Origin of the sequence: Streptomyces sp. NBC_00306, assembly GCF_036169555.1 — a bacterium.
Lineage (GTDB): Bacteria > Actinomycetota > Actinomycetes > Streptomycetales > Streptomycetaceae > Streptomyces > Streptomyces achmelvichensis.
In genome coordinates this window covers 1,169,753-1,196,310 of sequence record NZ_CP108032.1, presented here as the reverse complement: position 1 = coordinate 1,196,310, position 26,558 = coordinate 1,169,753, and the positions used below count along the sequence as shown (strand labels likewise).

Genomic DNA, 26,558 nt, shown 5'->3' with positions numbered 1-26,558 from the left:
CAGAAGTGTGCCACGGCCTAGCGGTTCTCGGCGAGCCACTTGCCGGCGATCTCGGCCAGCTCCGCGTCCCGGCCCGCCAGCATCATCCTGATCATCTGGACGTCGCCGCGCAGCGACCAGGCGGGATGCCCGAAGGTGGCCGGGTTGTTCTTCTCGATGAAGAAGTGGGCCGGCCAGGCCGTGCCGTAGCCGATCAGCGGCAGCGCCGCCGCATATCGCTTCCGCCCGCGGGCGAGCCCGTAGGCGGTCACCGCCAGCCCGGTCAGCGTCCCGGTCAGATGCACCCACCGGGTCGCCGCCCTGGAGTGCATCGCGACGTAGTAGGGCCAGAATTCCTCGTACGAGTCAAAGGTCTGCTCTGCCATGTCCGCACCGTAATCCCTGGGAGGAGAACCGGAAACGGCTCTCGTGCGTCGGATAGCAGTGAACGGACCGGCCGGAGCCTACGGGGGTGGTCCCGGCCGGTCCGTTTCGCACGCCGCCCGCGCCCGGACGGCCTCCTGACGGCTCCAGTGCCCGGACGGCTTCCGTGCCCGGCCGGGTGAGCACGGCTCAGTGACCGGCGACCGACCTCCGGGCGACGGGGAAGTCGAAATACGTGTCCGGGAAGAGTTCGGGCTTGTAGGTGAAGTGCCACCATTCCTCGGCCAGGTTCACAAAGCCGAGACCGGTCAACGTCGACTTCAGCAGCTGCCGGTTCGCCCGCTGCTTGCCCTGAATGCGCGGGTCCTCGGTGTGCGACAGCGTGTCGAAGCAGTCGTACCCGGTCCCCATGTCCACGGAATTGTCCGGGAACCGCACGGACGCCGGGGCATAGCAGGGGACGAGGGGCTCGCCCGGGACATACGGCCTGGTGGGGCGTGCCGGGAGCTTCACGACGGTGAGATCGACCGTAGAGCCGCGACTGTGCCCGGACTTCTCCGCGATATAGCCGTCCTCGAACAGCCTCGACTTGTCGACGTGGGGATAGAACTCCTTTTTCATCGCCTCGTCGTCCAGATCCTTCGCCCACTCCACGAAGTGGTCGACCGCCCGCTGGGGCCGGTAACAGTCGTACACCTTCAGCGAATAGCCCTGGCGCAGGAGTTGCCGCTGCGCCTGGCGCAGGGCCTTCGCGGCCGGCCGCGTGAGGATGCACAACGGCTGCCGATAGCCGTCGATCCGCTCGCCCACGAAGTTGTGCGCGGTGGTGTAACGCATCTCCTGAATGATCGTCGGGTCCACCGACCGCAGGGCCACGAACTCCTTCGGGGCCGTGGGCTCCGGGTCGGCCTGTGCGGCCGGAGCGGTGGCGGCGGCGAGGGAGACGAGGGCGGCACCGGTCGCGAGCAGGGTGCGGAGAGCGGAAGCGCGTCGTGTCATGGGCACACCGTCTATCAGTTCCGGCCCGCGTGGGAAAGGTGATCGGATACAGTCCGCGCGTGCCCAAGGACTCCTACTGTGGCAACTGCGGTGCGCCGTACGGCCCCGCCACCGGCTGGCCCCGCACCTGCCCCGCCTGCGGCGACATCGCCTACCGCAATCCGCTCCCCGTGGCCGTCACGCTGCTCCCGGTACGGGACGCGGACGGCACGGGGCTCGTCGTCATCACCCGGACCGTCGAACCCCGGCGCGGCGGGATCGCGCTGCCCGGCGGATTCATCGACTTCGGTGAGGACTGGCAACACGCGGTCGTCCGCGAACTGAAGGAGGAGACGGGCATCGACGCGGCCCGCGACGAGGTACGCCTGGCGGACGCCATGAGCGCCCCGGCAGGCCATCTGCTGCTGTTCGGCCTGCTGCCGGAGCGGGCGACGGCGGACCTCCCGCCGTCGCAGGCGACCGACGAGACCGAGGGCTGGCATGTGCTGCGCACCCCGGAGGAGCTGGCTTTCCCGCTGCACACGGCGGCGGCGAAGAACTGGTTCGACGGCGTCTACGGCTGATCGTGTGCTCGGGCTGATCCCTGCCGGCTGATCCGTACGACCCGGTCCGGCCGATGGGCGATGCGGCCGCGAAGGCCGCGTGCGGACCCGCGCCGGCCGAACGCCCGGGTCGCCGCGTGCGGACCCGGGCCGGGCCGAACGCCCGGGTCGCCGGCCCGCACGCGACCTGCGGGCGCGCGTCCGGTTGCCCCACCGCCCCCTATGCCTTCGCCCCCAGCCCTCTCACCCGCACCCGCCACCTCGGCGGACCCGAGCCCTCCCCGCTGATCTGCTTCACGACCACCCGGCCGTCCACCAGCCGGGTCGTGTAGCGCTCCACCTCCGTGGCCCCGAAGCCGTCGCCGGCGTCCGGGACCACCAGACCACCGCCGCGGCGGCCCACCGCGGGTGCCCACACCTCCAGCTCCGTACTGCCGTCCGCACCCCGTACCGGAATCACCGAGCCGCCCCGTGCCAGAACGGGGACGCGCGACAACGGAGCCTCCACCAGCACCTGCCCGGGGCCGTCGTACGCCCGGCCGGTCGACGTGTCGTACCAGCGGCCGCGCGGCAACCGCACCGCACGACGGTCCGCACCCCGCTCCAGCACCGGCGCGACGAGCAGCGCGTCGCCGAGCAGGAAGGTGTCCTCGCAGTCGCGCAGCGTCCTGTCCTCGGGGGAGTCCCACCACAGGGGCCGCACATACGGCGCCCCCGTCAGCCGTGCCAGCTGCGCGAGCGTGACGAAGTACGGACGCAGCCGCTCGCGTTCCTCCAGCGCCGTCTTCGCATGGGCGAGGACGGCGGGCCCGAATTCCCACGGCTCCCTGCGCCCGGCGTCGATCGCCGCATGCGTACGGAACAGCGGCAGATACGCGCCCAGCTGGAACCAGCGCAGATACAGCTCGGGCGACGGTGCGCCGTCGAACCCGCCGATGTCCGGCCCCGAGTACGGCACTCCGCACAGCCCGAGTCCCAGCACCAGCGAGAGCGAGGCCCGTAGCCCCGGCCACCCCGTGGAGACGTCGCCGGACCAGGTCCCGCCGTACCTCTGCATGCCCGCCCAGCCGGAGCGAGAGAAGAGGAACGGCCGCTCCGCCGGGCGCAGCTGCCGGAGCCCCTCGTATCCGGCGCGGGCCATGGCGAGCCCGTACAGATTGTGGGCTTCCCGGTGGTCGCCGCCCCGCCCGTCGAGCGCGTGCCGGGCCGATCGCGGCAGGGTCATGTCGCCGAAGGGGGTGAAGGAGACCGGTTCGTTCATGTCGTGCCACACCCCCGAGAAGCCCTGCGCCAGGCGCTCCTCGTACAGCTCGCCCCACCAGCGCCGGGCCCGCGGCTCGGTGAAGTCGGGATAAACGCAGTCACCGGGCCAGACCACACCGTGCACCTCGCCGCCCTCGCGGTCCTTGACGAACACATCCGCCGCAAGCCCGCTGTCGTACACCGCGTTCCCCGGCTCGGCCTTCACCGCGGGATCGACGATCGAGACGAGCCGCACGCCGTCCTCGCGCAGGTCCTTCGCCAGCCCGGGCAGATCGGGGAAACGCTCGCGGTCGACGGTGAAGACCTGGCGGGCGTCGTAGTGGTCGATGTCGAGATGGATCGCCGACAGGGGCAGATCCCGGTCCCGGTAGCCCGCCACGATCCGTCGCACCTCCCGCTCACTGCCGAAGCCCCAGCGGGCGTGCTGCGGCCCGAGCGCCCACGAGGGCGGCACGGCGGGTGCGCCCGTGAGGCGGGCCCAGCAGCTCAGCACGCGGGCGGGGGTGCCGACCGCGACCCAGCAGCGCAGCGGACCGCCGTCCATCCGCACCTCGCTGGTGCCCGGCCGGTCGTGCCCGGACCCCGCGCCCTCCTCGCCCTCGCGCAGCGTGACGCGGCCGTCCCAGGAGTTGTCGTGGAACGCCAGATGCGTGCCCGCGTCCGCCACGACCAGCTGCACCGGCATGGTGATGTAAAGCGGGTCGTCGCCGGGGCCGAAGGAACCCCGAGGGTCGGTGTTCCACAGACGGTAGGTGCCGTCGCGCAGCCGCGGCCCCGACGCCCTGCCGCCGAGCCCGAAGAAGCGGGCGTCCGCGGCCACTTCGGTCCGCTGCACCCAGCGCGCGGGACCGCCGTGCACCGGCTCCCACCAGCGCGGCGGAAGATCGCGGCGCAGGACCACACCACCGGGGGTACGGATCTCCACCGCCCCGTTCCGGGACACCTCGACGGTCACGCGCTCTGACACCACCCGCCAGCCGCCGTCCTTGTCGGGCTCCAGCGAGGCCCTCGGATCCGGCTCGGGCGGCGCTCCGTCCAACGCGTACGACGGCTCCGGTTCCGCGCCGTCCCATCCCCAGAAGACGGCACCGCCCGCGGTGACGCAGATCCGCAGCTCGGAACGGGCGAACCGGACGATCCCGCCTCCCGGCAGCGGCTCCGCACCGGCCACCGGACCGGGCACCCTGGCGCGCTCCGCACCCCTCGCCGGCAGTTCCCGCGCGTCGGTACGCCGCTGCCGCCAGGCCGAGCGCACCGCGCGCAACCCCTGCACCGTTCCGAAGTTCCGCACCGAGCGCACCAGACCACGACCATCCATGCAGCTCAGCCTGCCATCCGGCTGGGCGTACGGGAGGTCTGTTCAACTCCCGTTCACCCATGGTGGGACCACATATCCCCCCGCCCGACCATGGGTGGTGAGCCCTGGTGCGAAAGACGATCACATGGCATCGTCCGTGTCAGCCGCGTCACGCGCACACCCCGCACGTGCGCGTGACCACGCCGACACCGCGTAGAGCCAGCCGGGAGCCGCCTCATGACCTCAGCAGCGAACCCTGCCCCCCTGTGGCAGCCGGACCCCGACCGTATCGCCGCAGCGAGGATCACCCGCTTCCAGAGCTGGGCGGCCGAGCACCACGGAGCCCCGGAGCAGGGCGGATACGCGGCGCTGCACCGCTGGTCGGTCGATGAGCTCGAAACGTTCTGGCGCGCGGTCGCCGACTGGTTCGACGTCCGGTTCTCCACCCCCTACGAGCGCGTGCTCGCCGATCCCGCCATGCCCGGCGCCCGGTGGTTCCCCGGCGCCACGCTCAACTACGCGGAACACGCCCTGCGCGCCGCCGAGGAACGCCCCCACGATCCGGCTCTGCTCCATGTGGACGAAACACATGAGCCGACTCCGGTCAGCTGGGCCGAGCTGCGCCGCCAGGTGGGCGCCCTCGCCGCCGAACTGCGCGCACTCGGCGTGCGCCCCGGGGACCGGATCAGCGGCTACCTCCCCAACATCCCGCAGGCCGTCACGGCGCTGCTCGCCACCGCCGCCGTCGGCGCCGTGTGGACCTCCTGCGCCCCCGACTTCGGCGCCCGCAGCGTGCTCGACCGCTTCCAGCAGGTCGAGCCCGTCGTCCTGTTCACCGTCGACGGCTACCGCTACGGCGGCAAGGAGCACGACCGCAGGGAGACCGTCGCCGAACTGCGCGCCGAACTGCCCACACTGCGCGCCGTGGTCCACATCCCCCTCCTCGGCACCGAGGCTCCCGACGGCGCGCTCGACTGGTCCGCCGTCACCTCCGGCGACACCGAGCCCGCCTTCGAGCAGGTCCCCTTCGACCACCCGCTGTGGGTGCTCTACTCCTCCGGCACCACCGGCCTGCCCAAGGCGATCGTCCAGTCCCAGGGCGGCATCCTGCTGGAGCACCTCAAGCAGCTGGGACTGCACTGCGACCTCGGCCCCGAGGACCGGTTCTTCTGGTACACCTCCACCGGCTGGATGATGTGGAACTTCCTCGTCTCCGGCCTGCTCACCGGCACGACGGTGATCCTGTACGACGGCAGCCCCGGCTATCCGGGCACCGGAGCCCAGTGGGGCATCGCCGAACGCACCGAGGCCACCTTCTTCGGAACCTCCGCCGCGTACGTCATGGCCTGCCGCAAGGCCGGCGTCCACCCGTCCCGTGACCACGATCTGTCCCGCATCGCCTGCGTCGCCACCACCGGATCCCCGCTCCCGCCGGACGGTTTCCGCTGGCTGCACGACGAGGTGGCCGATGACCTCTGGATCGCCTCCGTCAGCGGCGGCACCGACGTCTGCAGCTGCTTCGCGGGCGCCGTCCCCACCCTGCCCGTCCACATCGGCGAGCTCCAGGCCGCCTGCCTCGGCACCGACCTCCAGTCCTGGGACCCGCACGCCAAACCGGTCATCGGCGAGGTCGGCGAACTGGTCGTCACCAACCCCATGCCGTCGATGCCCATCCGTTTCTGGAACGACCCCGACGGAAGCCGCTACCGCGACAGCTACTTCGAGATGTTCCCCGGCGTCTGGCGGCACGGTGACTGGATCACCATCACCGACCGCGGCTCCGTCGTCATCCACGGTCGCTCCGACTCCACCCTGAACCGTCAGGGAGTACGCATGGGGTCCGCCGACATCTACGAAGCGGTCGAACGCCTCCCGGAGATCCGCGAATCGCTGGTCATCGGCCTGGAGGAGCCCGACGGCGGCTACTGGATGCCGCTGTTCGTCCACCTCGCCGACGGCGCCACGCTCGACGACGACCTGCGCGCCCGCATCACGCGGACGATCCGTGAGCAGCTCTCCCCGCGGCACGTCCCCGACGACATCATCGAGGTGCCCGGCGTCCCGCACACCCTGACCGGCAAGCGCATCGAGGTCCCCGTCAAGCGCCTGCTCCAGGGCACGGCCCTCGCCAAGGCGGTCAACCCCGGCTCGGTCGACAACCTGGAACTGCTGACGTTCTACGAGGAGCTCGCCCGCACCCGTTCGTAACCGCCGCCGCCGCCTCCCGCCCGGCCTCGGACCGCCCAGGACCGGCGAACACCGAGGCCGGCGGCCTGTGGCGGTGTCTGCCGCAGCACTCGGCCCGGCGTTGTCAGTGCCTCCCGTTACGGTGAGTCACGACCAGTCGACAACCGTCAGGGGGAGAAATGGCGCACGACAAGGCTGCCCGCAAACAGACCGGGCGATCGAGGCGCAAGGGCCGCACCGGACCGCGGGCGGCGGGGGACCGTCCCGCGACCGACACCACCCTCAGGCGCACCCTGCGCCGAGAAGTGGCCGGCACCGTCGGGGTGCTGACCGACGCGTACGACTTCGATGCGATGCGCGGGTACCGCACCTTCCCGTTCGAGGACCACCGCGAGTACCTCAGGCAGGTCGACGGGCTGCTCAAAACGCTCGCAAGCCGTCAACTGCACACCACCGTCGCCCTGTTCGACCCGGAGGACTTCGCGGAGTACTGCTCTGAGCACGGCCTCGACCCCGACACACCCACCAGCCGCAGCAGCTACACCGCGGCGATCACCACCCGCGGGAGCACCGTCCCCTACACCGGCCAGCCACTCGACAGCCTGCTGCCCGAGCTCATCGACAAGGCGGTCCGCCAGTCGACCTGGGAGTACGCGACCCTGCTCCTCGCCGACCTCGGAGCGTGCGCCGACTGCGGCCAGGACGTCGGCCGGTCGGCCTTCGACCGCGCGTCCCGTCTCCTGATGCGCCTGCTCGAAGGTGCCGGAGAGGGAAGACACCACCTCGTGTGCAGCGTCCCCGCCCCCGACGAACAGCTTCTCGCCGTCCTGCACGCGGAAGGCAACGCGACCACGGGAGCGCGGGCCGCCGAACTGGACGCCGCCGAGGGCGCCGAGTTCGTCACCGTCCTCGCCACCGCCGTCGCCCTGGAGAGCCCAGGGGGCCTGGTGCTGCGCACCAGCACACCCGACGCACCCGACCGCCTCCGCGGCTGGCGGCTGCACGAGGGCCGCCTCCTCCCGCTGACCGCGGGCGAGGTGTTCAGCGCGTACTGCACGGACGCGGCCACCGGTGAGCCGCTCTCACCCGAACCGGGCGTGGAGTACTGCGCGGGCTTCCCCGTCCCGACCGACGACCCGGAAGCCCAGCACTGAACGGCGAAGGGGCTCCCGCCGTCACCGGCAGGAGCCCCTCGACCGACCTGTCCCCGCGGCTACTCGCCGGAGAGCACCGCCTGCGCGGCCAGGCGCGCCTCCTCGGCGGTGTCCGCGGCACGCGCTGCGGCCGCCGCCCGCTCGCACTGCGCGAGCGTGTACTTCGCCAGCGTCGAGCGGACATAGGGGATCGACGCGGCACCCATGGACAGCGACGTCACCCCCAGACCGGTGAGCACACAGGCGAGCAGCGGATCGGAGGCAGCCTCACCGCACACACCACAGCTCTTGCCCTCGGCCCTTGCGGCCTCGGCCGACAGGGCCACCAGGTCGAGCAGCGCCGGCTGCCACGGGTCCTGAAGCCGGGACACCGCACCCACCTGACGGTCGGCGGCGAAGGTGTACTGCGCCAGGTCGTTGGTGCCCAGCGACAGGAACTCCACCTCCTGGAGGATCGAGCGCGCCCGCAGCGCGGCGGACGGAATCTCCACCATCGCGCCGAACTTCGCCCGCAGCCCCGCCTCGCGGCACGCGTCCGCGAACGCCTTCGCGTCCGTCCGGTCCGCCACCATCGGCGCCATGACCTCGAGATACACGGGCAGACCCTCGACGGCCTTCGACAGCGCCGTCAGCTGCGTCCGCAGCACCTCGGGGTGATCCAGCAGGCTGCGCAGCCCGCGCACACCCAGCGCCGGGTTCGGCTCGTCCGCCGGCGTCAGGAAGTCGAGCGGCTTGTCCGCGCCCGCGTCCAGCACCCGCACGACCACGCGGCCCTCGGGGAACGCCTCCAGCACCGCCCGGTACGCCTCGACCTGCTTCTCCTCGGACGGCGCCTGCTTGCTGTCGTCCAGGAACAGGAACTCCGTACGGAACAGACCGACGCCCTCGGCACCGGCCTCCACCGCAGCCGGAACATCCGCCGGACCGCCGACATTCGCCAGCAGCGGCACCTTGTGCCCGTCCGACGTCGCACCCGGTCCGGTCGACGCGGACAGCGCGGCCTTCCGCTCCGCGGCCGCCCGCTCCATCTGCGTGCGCTTGTCCTCGCTGGGCTCGACGAAGACCTCGCCGGTACTGCCGTCGACCGCGATGACCGTGCCCTCGGCCAGCTCGCCAGCACCGGGCAGCGCCACGACGGCCGGCACACCGAGCGCCCGCGCCAGAATCGCGCTGTGACTGGTCGGCCCGCCCTCCTCGGTCACGAACCCGAGCACCAGCGCCGGGTCGAGCAGCGCCGTGTCCGCCGGAGCGAGGTCCCGGGCGATCAGCACATACGGCTCGTCGCTGTCCGGCACACCGGGCATCGGCACGCCGAGCAGTCGCGCCACGATCCGGTTCCGTACGTCGTCCAGGTCGGCCACGCGGCCGGCCAGGTACTCGCCGGCACCCGCGAGCAGCGCCCGGTACGAGGCGAACGCGTCGTACACCCCACGCTCGGCCGTGCTCCCGACAGCGATGCGCCGCTCCACATCGGCCATCAGCTCGGGGTCCTGCGCCATCATCGCCTGCGCCTCGAGCACGTGCTGGGCTTCACCACCTGCCAGATTGCCCCGAGCGATCAGGTCAGCGGCAACAGCCTCCACGGCCTTGCGGGCGCGCCCCTGTTCGCGCTCCGCGTCCTGTGCCGGGATCTGCTTCGCCGGCGGCTCCAGCACCGCCGTACCCATGTGCCGTACTTCGCCGATCGCCACCCCGTGGCTCACGCCGACGCCTCGCAGCGTTGTCTCCATTTCACCGTCTCCGATTGAGCGACGGCCTGTGCCGCCGCGTTGGATGTGCAACTCGCCGTCATCACGGCGTCGGCGTCACTGCCAGGTGAAGAGGGTGTCCCCGGACTTCACATCTCCGTCCTCACGGAGTCCGGAGAGGGAGTCGGCCGTGGCCTCGAGCGCCACGATCGGACAGATCGCGGACTTGCCGGCCTCTTCGACGGCGGCCGGGTTCCAGCGCACGACGGGCTGACCACGGCGAACGGTGTCGCCCTTGTTGACGAGCAGCTCGAAGCCCTCGCCGTTGAGCTGGACGGTGTCGATGCCCAGGTGCGTCAGCACACCGTGTCCCTGGTCGTCGACGACGACGAAGGCGTGGGGGTGGAGGGAGACAACGATGCCGTCGACGGGTGCGACCGCCTCCGAGGGCTCACGCACGGGGTCGATGGCGGTACCCGGACCGACCATGGCACCGGAGAACACCGGGTCCGGCACCGCCGAGAGTCCGATGGCACGTCCGGAAAGAGGGGACGTCACTGTGGTCATGGAGCCTCCCAGGGGCGGAGATTCGTTACTGCACCGTCACTGCCTGTCGAGGACGGCACACTGTTCAGAAGGGTAAGTCATGACAAGTCCTAGTTCCGCACGAGACCTACCAGTTGGCGGACCTAGGGGTGCACCGGAAACGATTTGCCTCGCCTCCGGGCGACAGGTACTGTCGTACCCCTGCCTGGCCCCAACGCGACAGTGAGTCGGGGGTCGGCAGCGCCTATCAAGCCGAGATCCTAACTGGTCTAAACCTCTGCATGTCCGCAGGGCGGATGGTCAGGGAGACCGAAAAAGCCTGATATGGTTTGGAAACACCGAAGGGAAGCGCCCGGAGGGCCTTGAAGAAGGTCCAAAGGAAGCGTCCGTTCCTTGAGAACTCAACAGCGTGCCAAAAGTCAACGCCAGATATGTTGATACCCCGTCCATCTTCGGATGGCGAGGTTCCTTTGAAAGTCCTGCCGGCCCTTGTGGTTGGTAGGCAATGACACAGCGAGGACGCTGTGAACAGTCGGTCTTATTCCGATCGGCTGTTCCGCTCTTGTGGTGTTCATCCCGATTACGGGAAAACATTCATGGAGAGTTTGATCCTGGCTCAGGACGAACGCTGGCGGCGTGCTTAACACATGCAAGTCGAACGATGAAGCCCTTCGGGGTGGATTAGTGGCGAACGGGTGAGTAACACGTGGGCAATCTGCCCTTCACTCTGGGACAAGCCCTGGAAACGGGGTCTAATACCGGATAACACTCCTTCCTGCATGGGGAGGGGTTGAAAGCTCCGGCGGTGAAGGATGAGCCCGCGGCCTATCAGCTTGTTGGTGGGGTGATGGCCTACCAAGGCGACGACGGGTAGCCGGCCTGAGAGGGCGACCGGCCACACTGGGACTGAGACACGGCCCAGACTCCTACGGGAGGCAGCAGTGGGGAATATTGCACAATGGGCGAAAGCCTGATGCAGCGACGCCGCGTGAGGGATGACGGCCTTCGGGTTGTAAACCTCTTTCAGCAGGGAAGAAGCGAAAGTGACGGTACCTGCAGAAGAAGCGCCGGCTAACTACGTGCCAGCAGCCGCGGTAATACGTAGGGCGCAAGCGTTGTCCGGAATTATTGGGCGTAAAGAGCTCGTAGGCGGCTTGTCACGTCGGATGTGAAAGCCCGGGGCTTAACCCCGGGTCTGCATTCGATACGGGCTAGCTAGAGTGTGGTAGGGGAGATCGGAATTCCTGGTGTAGCGGTGAAATGCGCAGATATCAGGAGGAACACCGGTGGCGAAGGCGGATCTCTGGGCCATTACTGACGCTGAGGAGCGAAAGCGTGGGGAGCGAACAGGATTAGATACCCTGGTAGTCCACGCCGTAAACGTTGGGAACTAGGTGTTGGCGACATTCCACGTCGTCGGTGCCGCAGCTAACGCATTAAGTTCCCCGCCTGGGGAGTACGGCCGCAAGGCTAAAACTCAAAGGAATTGACGGGGGCCCGCACAAGCAGCGGAGCATGTGGCTTAATTCGACGCAACGCGAAGAACCTTACCAAGGCTTGACATCGCCCGGAAAGCATCAGAGATGGTGCCCCCCTTGTGGTCGGGTGACAGGTGGTGCATGGCTGTCGTCAGCTCGTGTCGTGAGATGTTGGGTTAAGTCCCGCAACGAGCGCAACCCTTGTTCTGTGTTGCCAGCATGCCCTTCGGGGTGATGGGGACTCACAGGAGACTGCCGGGGTCAACTCGGAGGAAGGTGGGGACGACGTCAAGTCATCATGCCCCTTATGTCTTGGGCTGCACACGTGCTACAATGGCCGGTACAATGAGCTGCGATGCCGCGAGGCGGAGCGAATCTCAAAAAGCCGGTCTCAGTTCGGATTGGGGTCTGCAACTCGACCCCATGAAGTCGGAGTTGCTAGTAATCGCAGATCAGCATTGCTGCGGTGAATACGTTCCCGGGCCTTGTACACACCGCCCGTCACGTCACGAAAGTCGGTAACACCCGAAGCCGGTGGCCCAACCCCTTGTGGGAGGGAGCTGTCGAAGGTGGGACTGGCGATTGGGACGAAGTCGTAACAAGGTAGCCGTACCGGAAGGTGCGGCTGGATCACCTCCTTTCTAAGGAGCACTTCTTACCGGATCTTCGGATCAGGTCAGAGGCCAGTACATCGGCGAATGTCCGGTGCTGGTTGCTCATGGGTGGAACGTTGACTATTCGGCACGGCTCAGATGATGACTGTTAGTACTGCTTCGGCGTGGAACACAGGATTCGACTGGTCGTGCCGGGCGCGCTGTTGGGTATCTGAGGGTGCGAGCGTGAGCTCGTCCTTCGCGATGCCGGCCCCAGTGAACTCGCTGTTTTCAGCGGGGTGGTGGGTGGCTGGTCGTTGCTTGAGAACTGCACAGTGGACGCGAGCATCTGTGGCCAAGTTTTTAAGGGCGCACGGTGGATGCCTTGGCACCAGGAACCGATGAAGGACGTGGGAGGCCACGATAGTCCCCGGGGAGTCGTCAACCAGGCTTTGATCCGGGGGTTTCCGAATGGGGAAACCCGGCAGTCGTCATGGGCTGTCACCCGCTGCTGAACACATAGGCAGTGTGGAGGGAACGAGGGGAAGTGAAACATCTCAGTACCCTCAGGAAGAGAAAACAACCGTGATTCCGGGAGTAGTGGCGAGCGAAACCGGATGAGGCCAAACCGTATGCGTGTGATACCCGGCAGGGGTTGCGCATGCGGGGTTGTGGGATCTCTTTATCATCGTCTGCCGGCGGTGAGACGAGTCAGAAACCGTATGGATAGGCGAAGGACATGCGAAAGGTCCGGCGTAGAGGGTAAGACCCCCGTAGCTGAAATTCATGCGGCTCGTTTAAGAGACACCCAAGTAGCACGGGGCCCGAGAAATCCCGTGTGAATCTGGCGGGACCACCCGTTAAGCCTAAATATTCCCTGGTGACCGATAGCGGATAGTACCGTGAGGGAATGGTGAAAAGTACCGCGGGAGCGGAGTGAAATAGTACCTGAAACCGTGTGCCTACAAGCCGTGGGAGCGTCGCGCAAGGAACTTGTTCCTTGCGTCGTGACTGCGTGCCTTTTGAAGAATGAGCCTGCGAGTTTGCGGTGTGTTGCGAGGTTAACCCGTGTGGGGAAGCCGTAGCGAAAGCGAGTCCGAATAGGGCGACATAGTAGCGCGCTCAAGACCCGAAGCGGAGTGATCTAGCCATGGGCAGGTTGAAGCGGCTGTAAGAGGTCGTGGAGGACCGAACCCACCAGGGTTGAAAACCTGGGGGATGACCTGTGGTTAGGGGTGAAAGGCCAATCAAACTCCGTGATAGCTGGTTCTCCCCGAAATGCATTTAGGTGCAGCGTCGTGTGTTTCTTGCCGGAGGTAGAGCACTGGATAGGCGATGGGCCCTACCGGGTTACTGACCTTAGCCAAACTCCGAATGCCGGTAAGTGAGAGCACGGCAGTGAGACTGTGGGGGATAAGCTCCATGGTCGAGAGGGAAACAGCCCAGAGCATCGACTAAGGCCCCTAAGCGTACGCTAAGTGGGAAAGGATGTGGAGTCGCAGAGACAACCAGGAGGTTGGCTTAGAAGCAGCCACCCTTGAAAGAGTGCGTAATAGCTCACTGGTCAAGTGATTCCGCGCCGACAATGTAGCGGGGCTCAAGCGTACCGCCGAAGTCGTGTCATTCCAGCATATAGGGCCAACGCCCGCTGGGATGGGTAGGGGAGCGTCGTGTGCCGGGTGAAGCCGCGCCGGAAGGCAGTGGTGGACGGTTCACGAGTGAGAATGCAGGCATGAGTAGCGATACACACGTGAGAAACGTGTGCGCCGATTGACTAAGGGTTCCTGGGTCAAGCTGATCTGCCCAGGGTAAGTCGGGACCTAAGGCGAGGCCGACAGGCGTAGTCGATGGACAACCGGTTGATATTCCGGTACCCGCTTTGAAACGCCCAATATCGAGCCCATTAATGCTAAGCCCGTGAAGCCGTTCCGGACCCTTCGGGGAAAGGAAAGTGGTGGAGCCGGCGATCCAAGGTGGTAGTAGGTAAGCGATGGGGTGACGCAGGAAGGTAGTCCAGCCCGGGCGGTGGTAGTCCCGGGGTAAGGGTGTAGGCCGAGGGGTAGGCAAATCCGTCCCTCGTTAAGGCTGAGACCTGATGCCGAGCCGATTGTGGTGAAGTGGATGATCCTATGCTGTCGAGAAAAGCCTCTAGCGAGTTTCATGGCGGCCCGTACCCTAAACCGACTCAGGTGGTCAGGTAGAGAATACCGAGGCGTTCGGGTGAACTATGGTTAAGGAACTCGGCAAAATGCCCCCGTAACTTCGGGAGAAGGGGGGCCATCACTGGTGAGAGGACTTGCTCCTCGAGCTGGGGGTGGCCGCAGAGACCAGCGAGAAGCGACTGTTTACTAAAAACACAGGTCCGTGCGAAGCCGTAAGGCGATGTATACGGACTGACGCCTGCCCGGTGCTGGAACGTTAAGGGGACCGGTTAGTACGCTTTCGGGCGTGCGAAGCTGAGAACTTAAGCGCCAGTAAACGGCGGTGGTAACTATAACCATCCTAAGGTAGCGAAATTCCTTGTCGGGTAAGTTCCGACCTGCACGAATGGCGTAACGACTTCTCGACTGTCTCAACCATAGGCCCGGTGAAATTGCACTACGAGTAAAGATGCTCGTTTCGCGCAGCAGGACGGAAAGACCCCGGGACCTTTACTACAGTTTGATATTGGTGTTCGGTTCGGCTTGTGTAGGATAGGTGGGAGACTGTGAAGCGGCCACGCCAGTGGTTGTGGAGTCATCGTTGAAATACCACTCTGGTCGTGCTGGATGTCTAACCTGGGTCCGTGATCCGGATCAGGGACAGTGTCTGATGGGTAGTTTAACTGGGGCGGTTGCCTCCCAAAGGGTAACGGAGGCGCCCAAAGGTTCCCTCAGCCTGGTTGGCAATCAGGTGTTGAGTGTAAGTGCACAAGGGAGCTTGACTGTGAGACCGACGGGTCGAGCAGGGACGAAAGTCGGGACTAGTGATCCGGCGGTGGCTTGTGGAAGCGCCGTCGCTCAACGGATAAAAGGTACCCCGGGGATAACAGGCTGATCTTCCCCAAGAGTCCATATCGACGGGATGGTTTGGCACCTCGATGTCGGCTCGTCGCATCCTGGGGCTGGAGTCGGTCCCAAGGGTTGGGCTGTTCGCCCATTAAAGCGGTACGCGAGCTGGGTTTAGAACGTCGTGAGACAGTTCGGTCCCTATCCGCTGTGCGCGTAGGAATATTGAGAAGGGCTGTCCCTAGTACGAGAGGACCGGGACGGACGAACCTCTGGTGTGCCAGTTGTCCTGCCAAGGGCATGGCTGGTTGGCTACGTTCGGGAGGGATAACCGCTGAAAGCATCTAAGCGGGAAGCCTGCTTCGAGATGAGTATTCCCACCTCCTTGAGAGGGTAAGGCTCCCAGTAGACGACTGGGTTGATAGGCCGGATATGGAAGCCCAGTAATGGGTGGAGTTGACCGGTACTAATAGGCCGAGGGCTTGTCCTCAGTTGCTCGCGTCCACTGTGTTAGTTCTGAAGTAACGAACTGTCGAACCCCCGTATGTGTGGGTTCCGGGTCGATATCTTCATAGTGTTTCGGTGGTCATTGCGTTAGGGAAACGCCCGGTTACATTCCGAACCCGGAAGCTAAGCCTTTCAGCGCCGATGGTACTGCAGGGGGGACCCTGTGGGAGAGTAGGACGCCGCCGAACAATCATTGTGGGAAGGCCCCGCACCTCTGGTGCGGGGCCTTTCTGCGTTCCGGGACTTCCGCTGCTCACCCCTGTGCATCCGGCCATCCGGGCTGAGGGTAAGGTCGGGGAGCATCATCGGCACGTTCCACACAGGAGGCCCCCGGGTGGAGGTCCAGGAGACCCGCGTTCAGACGGACCGGGTACTCACCATCCCCAACGTCCTCAGCATGGCGCGTCTTGCCGGTGTGCCGCTCTTCCTCTGGCTGATTCTCCGCCCCGAGTTCGGCGGACCCAAGAGTGACGGCTGGGCTCTGCTCGTCCTGATGCTGAGCGGTGTCAGTGACTATCTCGACGGCAAGCTCGCACGCCGATGGAACCAGATCAGCAGTCTGGGGCGACTTCTCGACCCCGCTGCGGACCGCCTGTACATCCTGTCGACCCTTGTCGGTCTCACCTGGCGCGAGATCCTGCCACTGTGGCTGACCGCGGCGCTTTTGGCCCGGGAACTGATGCTCCTGGTGATGGTGGGAATCCTCCGCCGGCACGGTTATCCGCCTCCTCAGGTGAACTTCCTGGGCAAGGCGGCCACCTTCAACCTCATGTACGCGTTCCCGCTGCTGCTGCTCAGTGACGGATCGGGGTGGCTTGCGTCACTCGGTGCTATTTTCGGATGGGCCTTCGCCGGATGGGGTACAACTCTGTATTGGTGGGCAGGGATCCTGTATGTGGTCCAAGTCCGCCGCCTCGTCAAGGCGGACGCAGTCGCCGATTGACCCGTCGACGCGGAGCCGTGCAGCGTTGCCGGCCGCGGATGACCCCCGAGGGCCTCTTTGGACGGGTGGAGTCGGCCAGACCGTCATCTCGTCAAGGAGGACGCTTCCGACATGAAGGCCGTCGTGATGGCCGGTGGCGAAGGTACGCGACTTCGCCCCATGACCTCGAGCATGCCCAAGCCGCTCCTGCCGGTGGCAAACCGCCCCATCATGGAGCACGTCCTTCGGCTGCTCAAGCGGCATGGGCTCAATGAGACCGTCGTAACCGTGCAGTTTCTCGCTTCACTGGTCAGGAACTACTTCGGTGATGGCGAAGAGCTCGGAATGGAGCTCACCTATGCCAATGAGGAGAAGCCGCTCGGCACCGCGGGGAGTGTGAAGAATGCCGAGGAAGCGCTGAAGGACGATGCCTTCCTCGTCATTTCCGGTGACGCCCTCACCGATTTCGATCTGTCCGACCTGATCGCCTTCCACAAGGAGAAGGGCGCGATGGTCACGGTGTGTCTGACCCGTGTGCCGAATCCTCTGGAATTCGGTATCACCATCGTGGACGAGGAAGGAAAGGTCGAGCGCTTCCTGGAGAAGCCGACCTGGGGTCAGGTTTTCTCGGACACCGTGAACACGGGCATCTATGTGATGGAGCCGGAGGTCTTCGACTATGTCGAGGCCGATGTGTCCGTGGACTGGTCCGGTGATGTCTTCCCGCAGCTCATGAAGGAAGGCAAGCCCATCTACGGCTATATCGCCGAGGGCTACTGGGAGGACGTGGGCACGCACGAGAGCTATGTGAAGGCCCAGGCCGATGTCCTCGAGGGCAAGGTCGATGTCGACATCGACGGTTTCGAGATCTCGCCCGGCGTCTGGGTCGCGGAGGGTGCGGAGGTGCACCCGGACGCCGTTCTGCGCGGTCCCCTCTTCATCGGCGACTACGCCAAGGTCGAGGCCGGCGCGGAGATTCGCGAGCACACGGTCATCGGGTCCAACGTCGTCGTCAAGAGCGGTGCGTTCCTCCACAAGGCCGTCATCCACGACAACGTCTACATCGGCGAGCAGTGCAATCTTCGTGGCTGTGTGATCGGCAAGAACACCGACATCATGCGTGCCGCCCGGATTGAGGACGGCGCGGTCATCGGCGACGAGTGCCTCGTCGGTGAAGAATCGATCGTCCAGGGCAATGTGCGGGTCTACCCGTTCAAGACCATCGAGGCCGGCGCGTTCGTCAACACCTCGGTCATCTGGGAGTCCCGCGGTCAGGCGCATCTTTTCGGCGCCAGGGGTGTCACCGGCATCCTGAACGTGGAGATCACCCCGGAAGTGGCCGTGCGGCTGGCCGGTGCGTACGCGACGACCCTGAAGAAGGGGTCCACCGTCACGACGGCACGTGACCACTCACGTGGTGCCCGTGCCCTCAAGCGCGCGGTGATCTCGGCGCTCCAGGCCAGTGCCATCGACGTACGCGACCTGGAGAACGTGCCGTTGCCCGTCGCCCGTCAGCAGACGGCGCGCGGAAGCGCCGGCGGCATCATGATCCGTACGTCGCCGGGTGTACCGGACTCCGTCGACATCATGTTCTTCGACGAGCGAGGTGCCGACCTCTCGCAGGCCGGACAGCGGAAGCTGGACCGGGTGTACGCACGCCAGGAGTACCGGCGCGCGTTCCCCGGTGAGATCGGTGACCTCCACTTCCCCGCCAGTGTCTTCGACTCGTACACCGGGTCCCTGCTGCGCAATGTCGACATCACGGGGATCGCCGATTCCAACTTGAAGGTCGTCATCGACGCCTCCAACGGCAGCTCCGGACTCGTCCTTCCCAGCCTGCTGGGACGGCTGGGTGTGGACGCGCTGACGATCAATCCCGGTCTCGACGAGTCCAGGCCGACCGAGTCGGCCGACACACGCCGGTCCGGGATGGTGCGCCTCGGCGAGATCGTGGCCTCCGCGCGGGCGGCCTTCGGGGTGCGCTTCGACCCGGTCGGTGAGCGGCTCTCCCTCGTCGACGAGCGCGGCCGCATCATCGAGGACGACCGGGCGCTGCTGGTGATGCTCGATCTCGTCGCGGCGGAACGGCGCAGCGGGCGGGTGGCCCTGCCGGTGACGACGACAAGGATCGCCGAGCAGGTGGCGGCGTACCACGGCACCCAGGTGGAGTGGACCACGACCTCGCCCGACGATCTGACGCGGGTGGGCCGCGAGGAGACGACGATCTTCGGTGGTGACGGCCGTGGTGGCTTCATCATTCCGGAGTTCAGCAGTGTCTTCGACGGTTCGGCGGCTCTGGTGCGTCTCGTGGGCCTGGTGGCCCGTACGCAGCTCACACTGAGCCAGATCGACGCCCGGATCCCGAAGGCGCATGTCCTCAAGCGCGACCTCGCGACGCCGTGGGCGGTGAAGGGGCTCGTCATGCGCCGGGTCGTCGAGGCCGCCGGCGAGCGGCATGTGGACACCACCGACGGCGTGCGCGTCGTGGAGACGGACGGCCGCTGGGTCATGGTGCTGCCGGATCCCGCCGAAGCTGTCACTCATTTGTGGGCAGAAGGCCCCGATGACGCTTCGGCGCAGGCTCTGCTCGACGAGTGGTCCGCCGTGGTGGACAGCGCAGGTCAGTAGCGTGTGACCGCTGTGCCGGGAGTTGTCGCGCGACGGCTCCCGGCACACCGGTGGGGCCATTCGGCGGTAGCGGCTGCGACGTGCGACGATGTGCGGCATGTCGCAGCAGCCCCCCGTTCGGAGCACCGGCTCTCCACCTGCACGTCCCGATGCGTCCATGTCGCTGCTGACGAACGTGATGGAGCACAGTCTGGACGACGGGTACGCGGAGGCCTCGGCCCGCCGAGCGGCCGAGGGCGGCGGTCTGCCGCGTACGCTGCGTGCCAAGCTGGGACTGGCCGCCGGGCTCGTGCTCGCCGCCCTGGTCGTGACCGTGGGAGCCGCGAATGCGCGGATAGCGGCACCGGTGGTGGCCAAGGAGCGCGAGGAGCTCATCAACCGCATCGACGCGGAGACCTCGGACGCCGATGCGCTGGAGCGCAGCGTCGACAAGCTGCGTGACGACGTCGGAGAGCGTCAGCGCAAGGCCCTGAAGACCCAGGGCGGTGACCAGGGTGAGCTGGTCGCCCTGCTCGCGGGGGCCACCGAGGTCGAGGGTCCGGGCGTCAAGCTGGTCGTCGATGATGCCAAGGGCACCGAGCAGGGTGGTGACGGGCCGCGGGAGGACAGCGGTTTCAACGACACCGGCCGGGTGCGGGACCGCGATATGCAGCGGGTCGTGAACGGACTCTGGGAGTCCGGCGCCGAAGCGGTGGCGATCAACGGGCAGCGGCTGACGGCCCTGTCCGCCATCCGCGCCGCGGGCGACGCCATACTGGTCGACAACAGGCCGCTGGTGCCGCCGTACACGGTGCTCGCGGTGGGGGACGGGAAGAAGCTGAGCACGGCGTTCCAGGACAGTGCGGACGGACAGTATCTGCACGCGCTCCAGGAGAACTTCGGGATCCGTTCCAGCATCTCCACCGAGGGCACGGTGCGTCTTCCGGCTGCTCCGAGCTTGATCGTACGAACAGCAGAGCCGAATACCACCGGCGCCGGGACGGGCAGCGGGCAGGACACGGCTGACACAGGGAAGGGCACATCGTGATCGCCGTACTGGGCCTCGTCGTGGGAGTCGTGGTCGGATTGTTGGTCCGGCCCGAAGTGCCGGCGGTGGTCGAGCCCTATCTGCCGATCGCCGTCGTCGCGGCTCTGGACGCCGTGTTCGGTGGTCTGCGGGCCATGCTGGACGGCATCTTCGTCGACAAGGTCTTCGTCGTCTCCTTCCTCTCGAACGTCGTGGTCGCCGCACTGATCGTCTTCCTCGGCGACAAGCTGGGCGTCGGCGCGCAGCTCTCCACGGGTGTGGTCGTCGTGCTCGGTATCCGGATCTTCTCCAACGCTGCCGCGATCCGCCGGCATGTGTTCCGGGCGTGAGGCCGATGAACAGCGCAGAGAATCCGCAGGACGGGAACGCCCAGGACGGGAACGCCCAGGACCGGAACCCGCAGGACGGGATTCCGCAGGACGGGAACCCGAAGGGCGAGGGTGGCATCAGTGAGGGTGTGACAGAAGAGGGTCCGCGCAGCGAGCGGCCGCAGGCCGGGGCGCCGCGGGCCGAACTGCCACCGGAGAAGGGCTCCCAGGCGGAAGGCCGCGACGAACGGACGGCGTCGGCCGAGGAGCCGACGGTGGCACCGGCGGGCGCGTCGGCCACGCCGGCAGGCGACGGGGCCGGTGAAGAGACCGGCAGGCAGCGGCTGTTGGCCGGGCTCTGGCCCCCGCGTATCAGCCGTGCCCAACTCACGGTCGCCGTCCTGCTGTTCGTCCTGGGCCTGGGCCTGGCCATCCAGGTGCGCTCCACCAGCGACAACAGTGCGCTGCGCGGAGCACGTCAGGAGGACCTCGTCCGCATCCTCGACGAGCTCGACAACCGCACCCAGCGGCTGGAGGACGAGAAGCAGCGCCTGGAGGACCAGCGCGCCGAGCTGGAGAACAGTTCGGACCAGGCCGAGGAGGCGCGCAAGCAGACCCAGCAGAAGGAACAGCAGCTGGGCATCCTGGCCGGCACGGTCGCGGCGGAAGGCCCGGGCATCACGCTCACCATCCAGGACAAGTCCGGCACCGTGGAGTCGGACATGCTCCTGGATGCCATCCAGGAGCTGCGAGCGGCCGGTGCGGAGGCGATCCAGGTCAACGACATCAGGGTCGTTGCGGATACGCACTTCACGGGCACGGGCGGTGACATCGAGGTCGACGGGAAACGCATCACCGCTCCGTACGTCTTCAAGGTCATCGGGAAGCCGCAGGATCTCGAGCCGGCCCTGAACATCCCCGGCGGCGTGGTGCAGACATTGGAGAAGGAGCAGGCCACCGCCACGGTGGTGCGCTCACAGAAGATCGTCGTGGACGCCTTGCGACCCGCGAAGCGGCCTGACTACGCTCGGTCGTCGGGCCAGTGAGGCGGGAGCGCATGGGGTCCGGCGGACCGGGGCAAGAGGTTGCGGGGGGTCGGCACATCGAAGGTGTGCGGTCTGGTGGAAACTGTCTGGTGGGTACGGACGTTGTGAGAATGTCCGGGTCGGCAGGTCTGATCATCGAGGGTTCGTCCTGCCCCACGGGCGGGTCTATTTCGGTCAAGGGGAATCGCCCGTGAAGTTGTTTGGGAAGTTGTTCGGCAAGAGCTCGCGCGAGGACGGCGGCAACGCCAGGCATCGCGCGCCGCGTCATGGCCAGGGTGAGGAGCAGGGCGGCGAGCGGCCGCTCTTCCGGGACGAGGTCTCCGGCCAGGGCGGTGACATTTCGGGCGGTCCGGGCGCGTCGTCTGTTGACCCTGCCGGTCCCGGCCGCATAGGTTTCGGGGAACCATCAGCCTCAAGTGCGGGTGGAGGGTTTGCCTCCGACCCGTATGCGACCAATCCCCACGCGGGGCAGCCGCGGCAGGAGGATCCGTCCATGTCGGCCTTGCCGGTTTGTACGAGGTGCGGTCACCGCAATGCCGAATCCAGTCGGTTCTGCTCCAACTGCGGCGCGCCGCTGCGCGGCGGTGCGCCCGCCGAGCGGCCGTCCGAGACGACGTCGACGATCTCCATCTCCGGCCTCGAGGCGTACGACTCCGAGGTGACGGGCCAGACACAGGTCCCGTCGCTGTCCCCGGAGGCCCAGGCGGCGGTCGACGCGCTGCCGCTCGGCTCCGCGCTGCTCGTGGTGCGCCGCGGACCGAACTCCGGAAGCCGCTTCCTGCTGGACGGTGAGCTGACCACGGCCGGCCGCCACCCGCAGAGCGACATCTTCCTCGACGACGTCACCGTGTCGCGGCGCCATGTGGAGTTCCGGCGCGGTCCCGACGGCAGCTTCACCGTGGGGGACGTCGGCAGTCTGAACGGCACTTACGTCAACCGTGAGCGGATCGACTCGGTCCTCCTGGCGAACGGTGACGAGGTCCAGATCGGCAAGTACCGACTGGTCTTCTACGCGAGCCAGAGGGGCCTGTAACCGTCCCCCGGACACGCTCCGGGGGGACCCCAGGAAGGCACATGCGAACACCGAAGGGCGGTGCCGGTCACGGCACCGCCGCTGCGGCCGAGCGGCTGATGAGCATCGGTACGGTGCTCAGCGGGCTGCGCGACGAGTTCCCCGACGTCACGATCTCCAAGATCCGGTTCCTCGAGGCCGAAGGGCTCGTCGAGCCGCGGCGCACCCCGTCCGGGTACCGCAAGTTCAGCCCGGAGGACGTCGAGCGTCTGGCTCAGGTGCTCCGGATGCAGCGCGACCACTATCTGCCGCTGAAGGTCATCCGCGAGCATCTCGACGCCGTGGCACGTGGTGAGCAGGTCCAGCTGCCCGCACAGAGCACGCCGCGTGAGCTCCTGGACGGCGGCGGCGCCTGGGAGGCCGATGCCGAGTGCCGTACCGCCGCCCGGGTGGGCCGTGCGGAGCTTCTGGCCGCCGCCGGGGTGAGCGAGGAGGAGCTGGCGGACTGGGAGTCGTACGGTCTGCTGGGCCGGCACGAGGACGGCGGTTACGACGCCGAGTCGGTGACGGTCGCCAGGCTGGTGGCCGATCTGGGCAGATTCGGTCTGGAACCGCGTCATCTGCGGGCCATGAAGGCCGCCGCCGACCGCGAGGCCGGGCTGGTGGAACAGGTGGTGGCACCCTTGCGGCGGCACCGCAATCCGCAGACCAGGGCACATGCCGAGGCCACCGTGAAAGAGCTCGCGGCCCTGTCCGTGCGGCTGCATGCGGCTCTGGTGCAGACGGCTCTCGGGGTGCGGCTCCACTGATCATGAACGTGCCCGACTACCCAAACCTGCCGAGCACGTCCTAGGGTTGCTGTGTGAACGAGCTCGACGTTGTGGGTGTCCGGGTTGAAATGCCCTCCAACCAACCGATCGTGCTCCTGCGTGAAGTGGGAGGCGATCGGTACCTCCCCATTTGGATCGGTCCCGGGGAGGCGACCGCCATTGCCTTTGCACAGCAGGGCATGGCTCCTGCCAGGCCGCTGACCCATGACCTCTTCAAGGATGTGCTGGAGGCGGTGGGCCAGGAGCTCACCGAGGTCCGCATCACTGATCTGCGTGAAGGGGTCTTCTACGCGGAGCTGGTCTTCGCCAGCGGAGTCGAGGTGAGTGCGCGTCCGTCCGACGCCATAGCCCTCGCTCTGCGTACCGGTACACCGATCTTCGGCAGCGACGGTGTGCTGGACGACGCGGGGATCGCGATCCCCGACGAGCAGGAGGACGAGGTGGAGAAGTTCCGCGAGTTCCTCGACCAGATCTCGCCGGAGGACTTCGGGACCAACAGCCAGTGACCGCCCAGGGCGGCGGCATCGGCACATTCGGGCAGCTATTCCCCGAACCGGGGCACGGGAAACCACTCTCAGGGTGATTATCACTCGGCGTGCCGAGTGTGGCGATCGTTGACGCGCCCCTGGTGACTGCCTACCGTCGACATGGCAGGTCAAGGACGGAGGTCGGCGTGGACAGCAGCGGCGACGGTGCGGTGGGGGGCGCCCCCGGACGAGGTCCGGGGGAGAGCGGGCCGTATCCGCTCCACGGGAGTGCGGCCGAACCATCCACGGAGACGGTCGGCTATCGCGGTCCCACCGCGTGTGCGGCAGCCGGCATCACCTATCGGCAGCTCGACTACTGGGCCCGTACCGGCCTGGTCGAGCCCAGTGTCCGTCCGGCGCACGGATCGGGCACCCAGCGCCTCTACAGCTTTCGTGACGTGGTCGTCCTCAAGATCGTGAAGCGTTTCCTGGACACAGGCGTGGCGCTGCAGAACATCCGGACCGCGGTACAGCATCTGCGGGCGCGCGGCTTCGCCGATCTCGAGCGGATGACGCTGATGAGCGACGGCGCGACGGTCTACGAGTGTTCGTCGCCGGACGAGGTCGTCGATCTCCTCCAGGGCGGACAGGGCATCTTCGGGATCGCCGTCGGAGTCGTCTGGCGGGACGTCGAGGCGGCCCTGTCGCAGTTGCACGGCGAGCTGATCGACACCGGCGAGACCCTGGTCGGGCACAACCCGGCCGACGAGCTGGCCAGACGCCGACGCGACCGGGCGGTCTGAGCACACGGGGAAGCGGCCCCTTTGTCAGTGGCGTAGGGCAGCATCGGAGATGTGAGACCCGCGCCGACGATCCTGCATCTGGACATGGATGCCTTCTTCGCCGCCGCCGAGCAGGCGGCGAAGCCGAGTCTGCGCGGGAAGCCCGTGATCGTCGGCGGTCTCGGTCCGCGGGGAGTCGTCGCCACCTGTTCGTACGAGGCGAGACGCTTCGGGGTCCATTCGGCGATGCCGATGGCCCAGGCCCGACGGCTCGCGCCGAACGCCGCGTATCTCGTGCCCCGCTTCTCGCTCTATCGCACGATCAGTGAGCAGGTCATGGAGCTGCTGGGCCGGTTGTCGCCGCTCGTGGAGCCGCTGAGCCTGGACGAGGCCTTTGTGGATCTGGAGGCAGGCGGCGCGGCGGACGACACCGCGTCCGCCCGGGCCACCGGTGAGCAGCTGCGTGCGGCCATCCGCGCCGTCACGGGACTGACCGGCTCTGTCGGCCTCGCAGGGTCCAAGATGCTCGCCAAGATCGCCTCGGAGCAGGCCAAGCCGGACGGACTGGTGCTCATCCAGCCCGGCACGGAGCGTGAGCTGCTCGGCCCGATGTCCGTCCGCACACTGCCCGGCGTGGGTCCCGCCACGGGAGAGCATCTGCGCAGGGCGGGCATGACCACGTGCGCGGATCTGGCCGAGGCGGGCGAGGACGAACTGGTACGGCTGCTCGGCAAGGCCCACGGTGCGTCCCTGTTCCGGATGGCCCTCGGCCATGACGACCGGGCCGTCGTGGCCGAGCGGGACACCAAGTCCGTGTCGGTGGAGGACACCTTCGACATCGATCTCCACGACCGCGTCCGGATCAGGGTCGAGGTGGAGCGGCTCGCCGACCGGTGCGTGCACCGGCTGAGGGCCTCGGGGCACTCGGGCCGCACCATCGTGCTGAAGGTCCGGCGGTTCGACTTCTCCACGCTCACCCGTTCCGAGACGCTGCGCGGGCCCACGGACGACCCCGCCGTCGTGCGCGAAGCGGCGGGGAGGCTGCTGGAGTCCGTCGACACCACGGGCGGGGTGCGGCTGCTCGGCGTGGGCGTGACGGGCCTCGCGGACTACACACAGGAAGACCTCTTCGCGCAGGCGGCTGCCGCCGGTGAGCAGAGCGCGGGAGAGCCGGCGGAGGGCGAGGCGGCGGATGCCGCGGTGCCGCAGGGGGAGGAGAAGCCGCCGGAGCCGGAGCCCGAGACGGCTCTCGCCGAGCGGCGCTGGCCCGCGGGCCACGACGTACGGCATGCGCAGTTGGGGCCGGGATGGGTACAGGGCAGCGGCATCGGGCGGGTCACCGTCCGGTTCGAGGAACCGACCTCACCGCCGGGACGCGTCCGCACCTTCCGGGTCGACGACCCGGACCTGGAGCTGTCCGACCCGCTCCCACTGGTGACTCCCCCCGAGGGGGATCAGTCCTCCTGGCCGGCGACACGGCCGAAGGAGCGGTCGCCGGACGAGGGCGCGGGGGTGTCCGGCGGAGTCGAGAGATCGAGCCCGTAGTGGTGGTAGAGCTGAAGCTCCTGCTCCGGCGAGAGATGACGGCCCACGCCGAAATCGGGGGCGTCCTTGATCAACGCGCGTTCGTACGGCACTCGCAGTCCGTTGTCGACGAACTCGCTCGGCTCCAGAGGGACGAAGGCGTCCCTGCTGAAGAGCCCGGTGCGGACGGCCGCCCATTCGGGTACGCCGGTGGCATCGTCGAGATACACCTCGTCCACAGTCCCGATCTTGGCCCCGTTGCGGTCGAACGCCTTGCGGCCGATCAGGCTGCGCGGATCGATGTCGGTCTGCACGGTCCCTCCAAGAGGTCGCAACTGCTCCGTAAATGATACGAAAGTGCACATCGAGGGTGTCGGCCACTTGAGCGATCGACGAGAGGACGCGCTG

The 26,558-nt window shown here is 67.2% G+C and carries 19 protein-coding genes and 3 rRNA genes; 16 read left to right on the top strand and 6 right to left on the bottom strand.

Annotation, left to right across the window (positions count from 1 at the left end):
* Positions 1-17: 17 nt before the first annotated feature.
* The gene (locus tag OHA05_RS05295) at positions 18-365 is read right to left on the bottom strand and encodes a DUF962 domain-containing protein (protein ID WP_327685292.1); all 348 of its coding nucleotides are present in this window, start codon (positions 363-365) and stop codon (positions 18-20) included.
* Positions 366-552: 187 nt separating this feature from the next.
* Positions 553-1,362: a M15 family metallopeptidase gene (locus OHA05_RS05290; protein ID WP_328859948.1), complete on the bottom strand. Its 810-nt coding sequence runs from the start codon at positions 1,360-1,362 to the stop codon at positions 553-555.
* Between the two features lie 59 nt (positions 1,363-1,421).
* Here OHA05_RS05290 and OHA05_RS05285 point away from each other — a divergent pair, with 59 nt between their 5' ends.
* On the top strand, positions 1,422-1,925 hold the full coding sequence (locus OHA05_RS05285) for an NUDIX domain-containing protein (protein ID WP_313947562.1): 504 nt from the start codon (positions 1,422-1,424) through the stop codon (positions 1,923-1,925).
* A 199-nt stretch (positions 1,926-2,124) separates the two neighbouring features.
* On the opposite strand, the gene OHA05_RS05280 is transcribed toward OHA05_RS05285, so the two are convergent.
* Positions 2,125-4,485, bottom strand: coding sequence for a glycoside hydrolase family 31 protein (locus OHA05_RS05280; RefSeq protein ID WP_328859947.1), 2,361 nt, complete (start codon positions 4,483-4,485; stop codon positions 2,125-2,127).
* Between the two features lie 216 nt (positions 4,486-4,701).
* Here OHA05_RS05280 and OHA05_RS05275 point away from each other — a divergent pair, with 216 nt between their 5' ends.
* Positions 4,702-6,672, top strand: coding sequence for an acetoacetate--CoA ligase (locus OHA05_RS05275; RefSeq protein WP_328859946.1), 1,971 nt, complete (start codon positions 4,702-4,704; stop codon positions 6,670-6,672).
* 158 nt (positions 6,673-6,830) lie between these two features.
* Positions 6,831-7,805 carry a hypothetical protein gene (locus OHA05_RS05270; protein ID WP_328859945.1) on the top strand — a complete coding sequence of 325 codons (975 nt, stop codon included), beginning with the start codon at positions 6,831-6,833 and terminating at the stop codon, positions 7,803-7,805.
* Positions 7,806-7,864: 59 nt separating this feature from the next.
* Here OHA05_RS05270 and ptsP read toward each other — a convergent pair whose 3' ends face one another.
* Positions 7,865-9,535 carry a phosphoenolpyruvate--protein phosphotransferase gene (ptsP, locus tag OHA05_RS05265; RefSeq protein ID WP_313947566.1) on the bottom strand — a complete coding sequence of 557 codons (1,671 nt, stop codon included), beginning with the start codon at positions 9,533-9,535 and terminating at the stop codon, positions 7,865-7,867.
* 75 nt (positions 9,536-9,610) lie between these two features.
* The gene (locus OHA05_RS05260; protein ID WP_313947567.1) at positions 9,611-10,060 is read right to left on the bottom strand and encodes a PTS sugar transporter subunit IIA; all 450 of its coding nucleotides are present in this window, start codon (positions 10,058-10,060) and stop codon (positions 9,611-9,613) included.
* A gap of 572 nt (positions 10,061-10,632) precedes the next feature.
* Here OHA05_RS05260 and OHA05_RS05255 point away from each other — a divergent pair.
* The 13 genes from OHA05_RS05255 (at position 10,633) to OHA05_RS05195 (ending at position 26,171) form a co-directional block, all read left to right on the top strand.
* A 16S ribosomal RNA gene (locus OHA05_RS05255) occupies positions 10,633-12,158 on the top strand.
* 305 nt (positions 12,159-12,463) lie between these two features.
* Positions 12,464-15,587, top strand: a 23S ribosomal RNA gene (locus OHA05_RS05250).
* An 88-nt stretch (positions 15,588-15,675) separates the two neighbouring features.
* A 5S ribosomal RNA gene (rrf, locus tag OHA05_RS05245) occupies positions 15,676-15,792 on the top strand.
* The 16S, 23S and 5S rRNA genes sit together here, the layout of an rRNA operon.
* A 146-nt stretch (positions 15,793-15,938) precedes the next feature.
* Positions 15,939-16,547: a CDP-alcohol phosphatidyltransferase family protein gene (locus OHA05_RS05240; RefSeq protein ID WP_313947568.1), complete on the top strand. Its 609-nt coding sequence runs from the start codon at positions 15,939-15,941 to the stop codon at positions 16,545-16,547.
* A 111-nt stretch (positions 16,548-16,658) separates the two neighbouring features.
* Positions 16,659-19,154, top strand: a complete 2,496-nt coding sequence (locus OHA05_RS05235) for a mannose-1-phosphate guanyltransferase (RefSeq protein WP_313947569.1) — start codon at positions 16,659-16,661, stop codon at positions 19,152-19,154.
* A 97-nt stretch (positions 19,155-19,251) separates the two neighbouring features.
* Complete coding sequence (locus tag OHA05_RS05230; protein ID WP_328859944.1) at positions 19,252-20,181, top strand: DUF881 domain-containing protein; 930 nt, start codon at positions 19,252-19,254, stop codon at positions 20,179-20,181.
* Positions 20,178-20,510, top strand: coding sequence for a small basic family protein (locus tag OHA05_RS05225; RefSeq protein WP_003970459.1), 333 nt, complete (start codon positions 20,178-20,180; stop codon positions 20,508-20,510). The genes OHA05_RS05230 and OHA05_RS05225 overlap by 4 nt, the downstream gene beginning before the upstream one ends.
* Positions 20,511-20,638: 128 nt before the next feature.
* Positions 20,639-21,535 carry a DUF881 domain-containing protein gene (locus tag OHA05_RS05220; protein ID WP_443043829.1) on the top strand — a complete coding sequence of 299 codons (897 nt, stop codon included), beginning with the start codon at positions 20,639-20,641 and terminating at the stop codon, positions 21,533-21,535.
* 82 nt (positions 21,536-21,617) lie between these two features.
* A complete protein-coding gene (locus tag OHA05_RS05215; RefSeq protein WP_328863335.1) occupies positions 21,618-22,568 on the top strand; it encodes an FHA domain-containing protein in 951 nt (316 codons plus the stop codon).
* A gap of 41 nt (positions 22,569-22,609) precedes the next feature.
* Complete coding sequence (gene ftsR, locus OHA05_RS05210; protein ID WP_328859942.1) at positions 22,610-23,356, top strand: transcriptional regulator FtsR; 747 nt, start codon at positions 22,610-22,612, stop codon at positions 23,354-23,356.
* 53 nt (positions 23,357-23,409) lie between these two features.
* A complete protein-coding gene (locus OHA05_RS05205) occupies positions 23,410-23,883 on the top strand; it encodes a bifunctional nuclease family protein (RefSeq protein ID WP_005475662.1) in 474 nt (157 codons plus the stop codon).
* Between the two features lie 167 nt (positions 23,884-24,050).
* Positions 24,051-24,647 (top strand): MerR family transcriptional regulator, encoded by a 597-nt coding sequence (locus OHA05_RS05200; protein ID WP_328859941.1) that lies wholly within the window; start codon positions 24,051-24,053, stop codon positions 24,645-24,647.
* 51 nt (positions 24,648-24,698) lie between these two features.
* A complete protein-coding gene (locus OHA05_RS05195) occupies positions 24,699-26,171 on the top strand; it encodes a DNA polymerase IV (RefSeq protein WP_328859940.1) in 1,473 nt (490 codons plus the stop codon).
* Here OHA05_RS05195 and OHA05_RS05190 read toward each other — a convergent pair.
* On the bottom strand, positions 26,081-26,515 hold the full coding sequence (locus OHA05_RS05190) for a PRC-barrel domain-containing protein (RefSeq protein WP_313947576.1): 435 nt from the start codon (positions 26,513-26,515) through the stop codon (positions 26,081-26,083). The two genes, OHA05_RS05195 and OHA05_RS05190, sit on opposite strands and share 91 nt — an antisense overlap.
* Positions 26,516-26,558 lie beyond the last annotated feature (43 nt).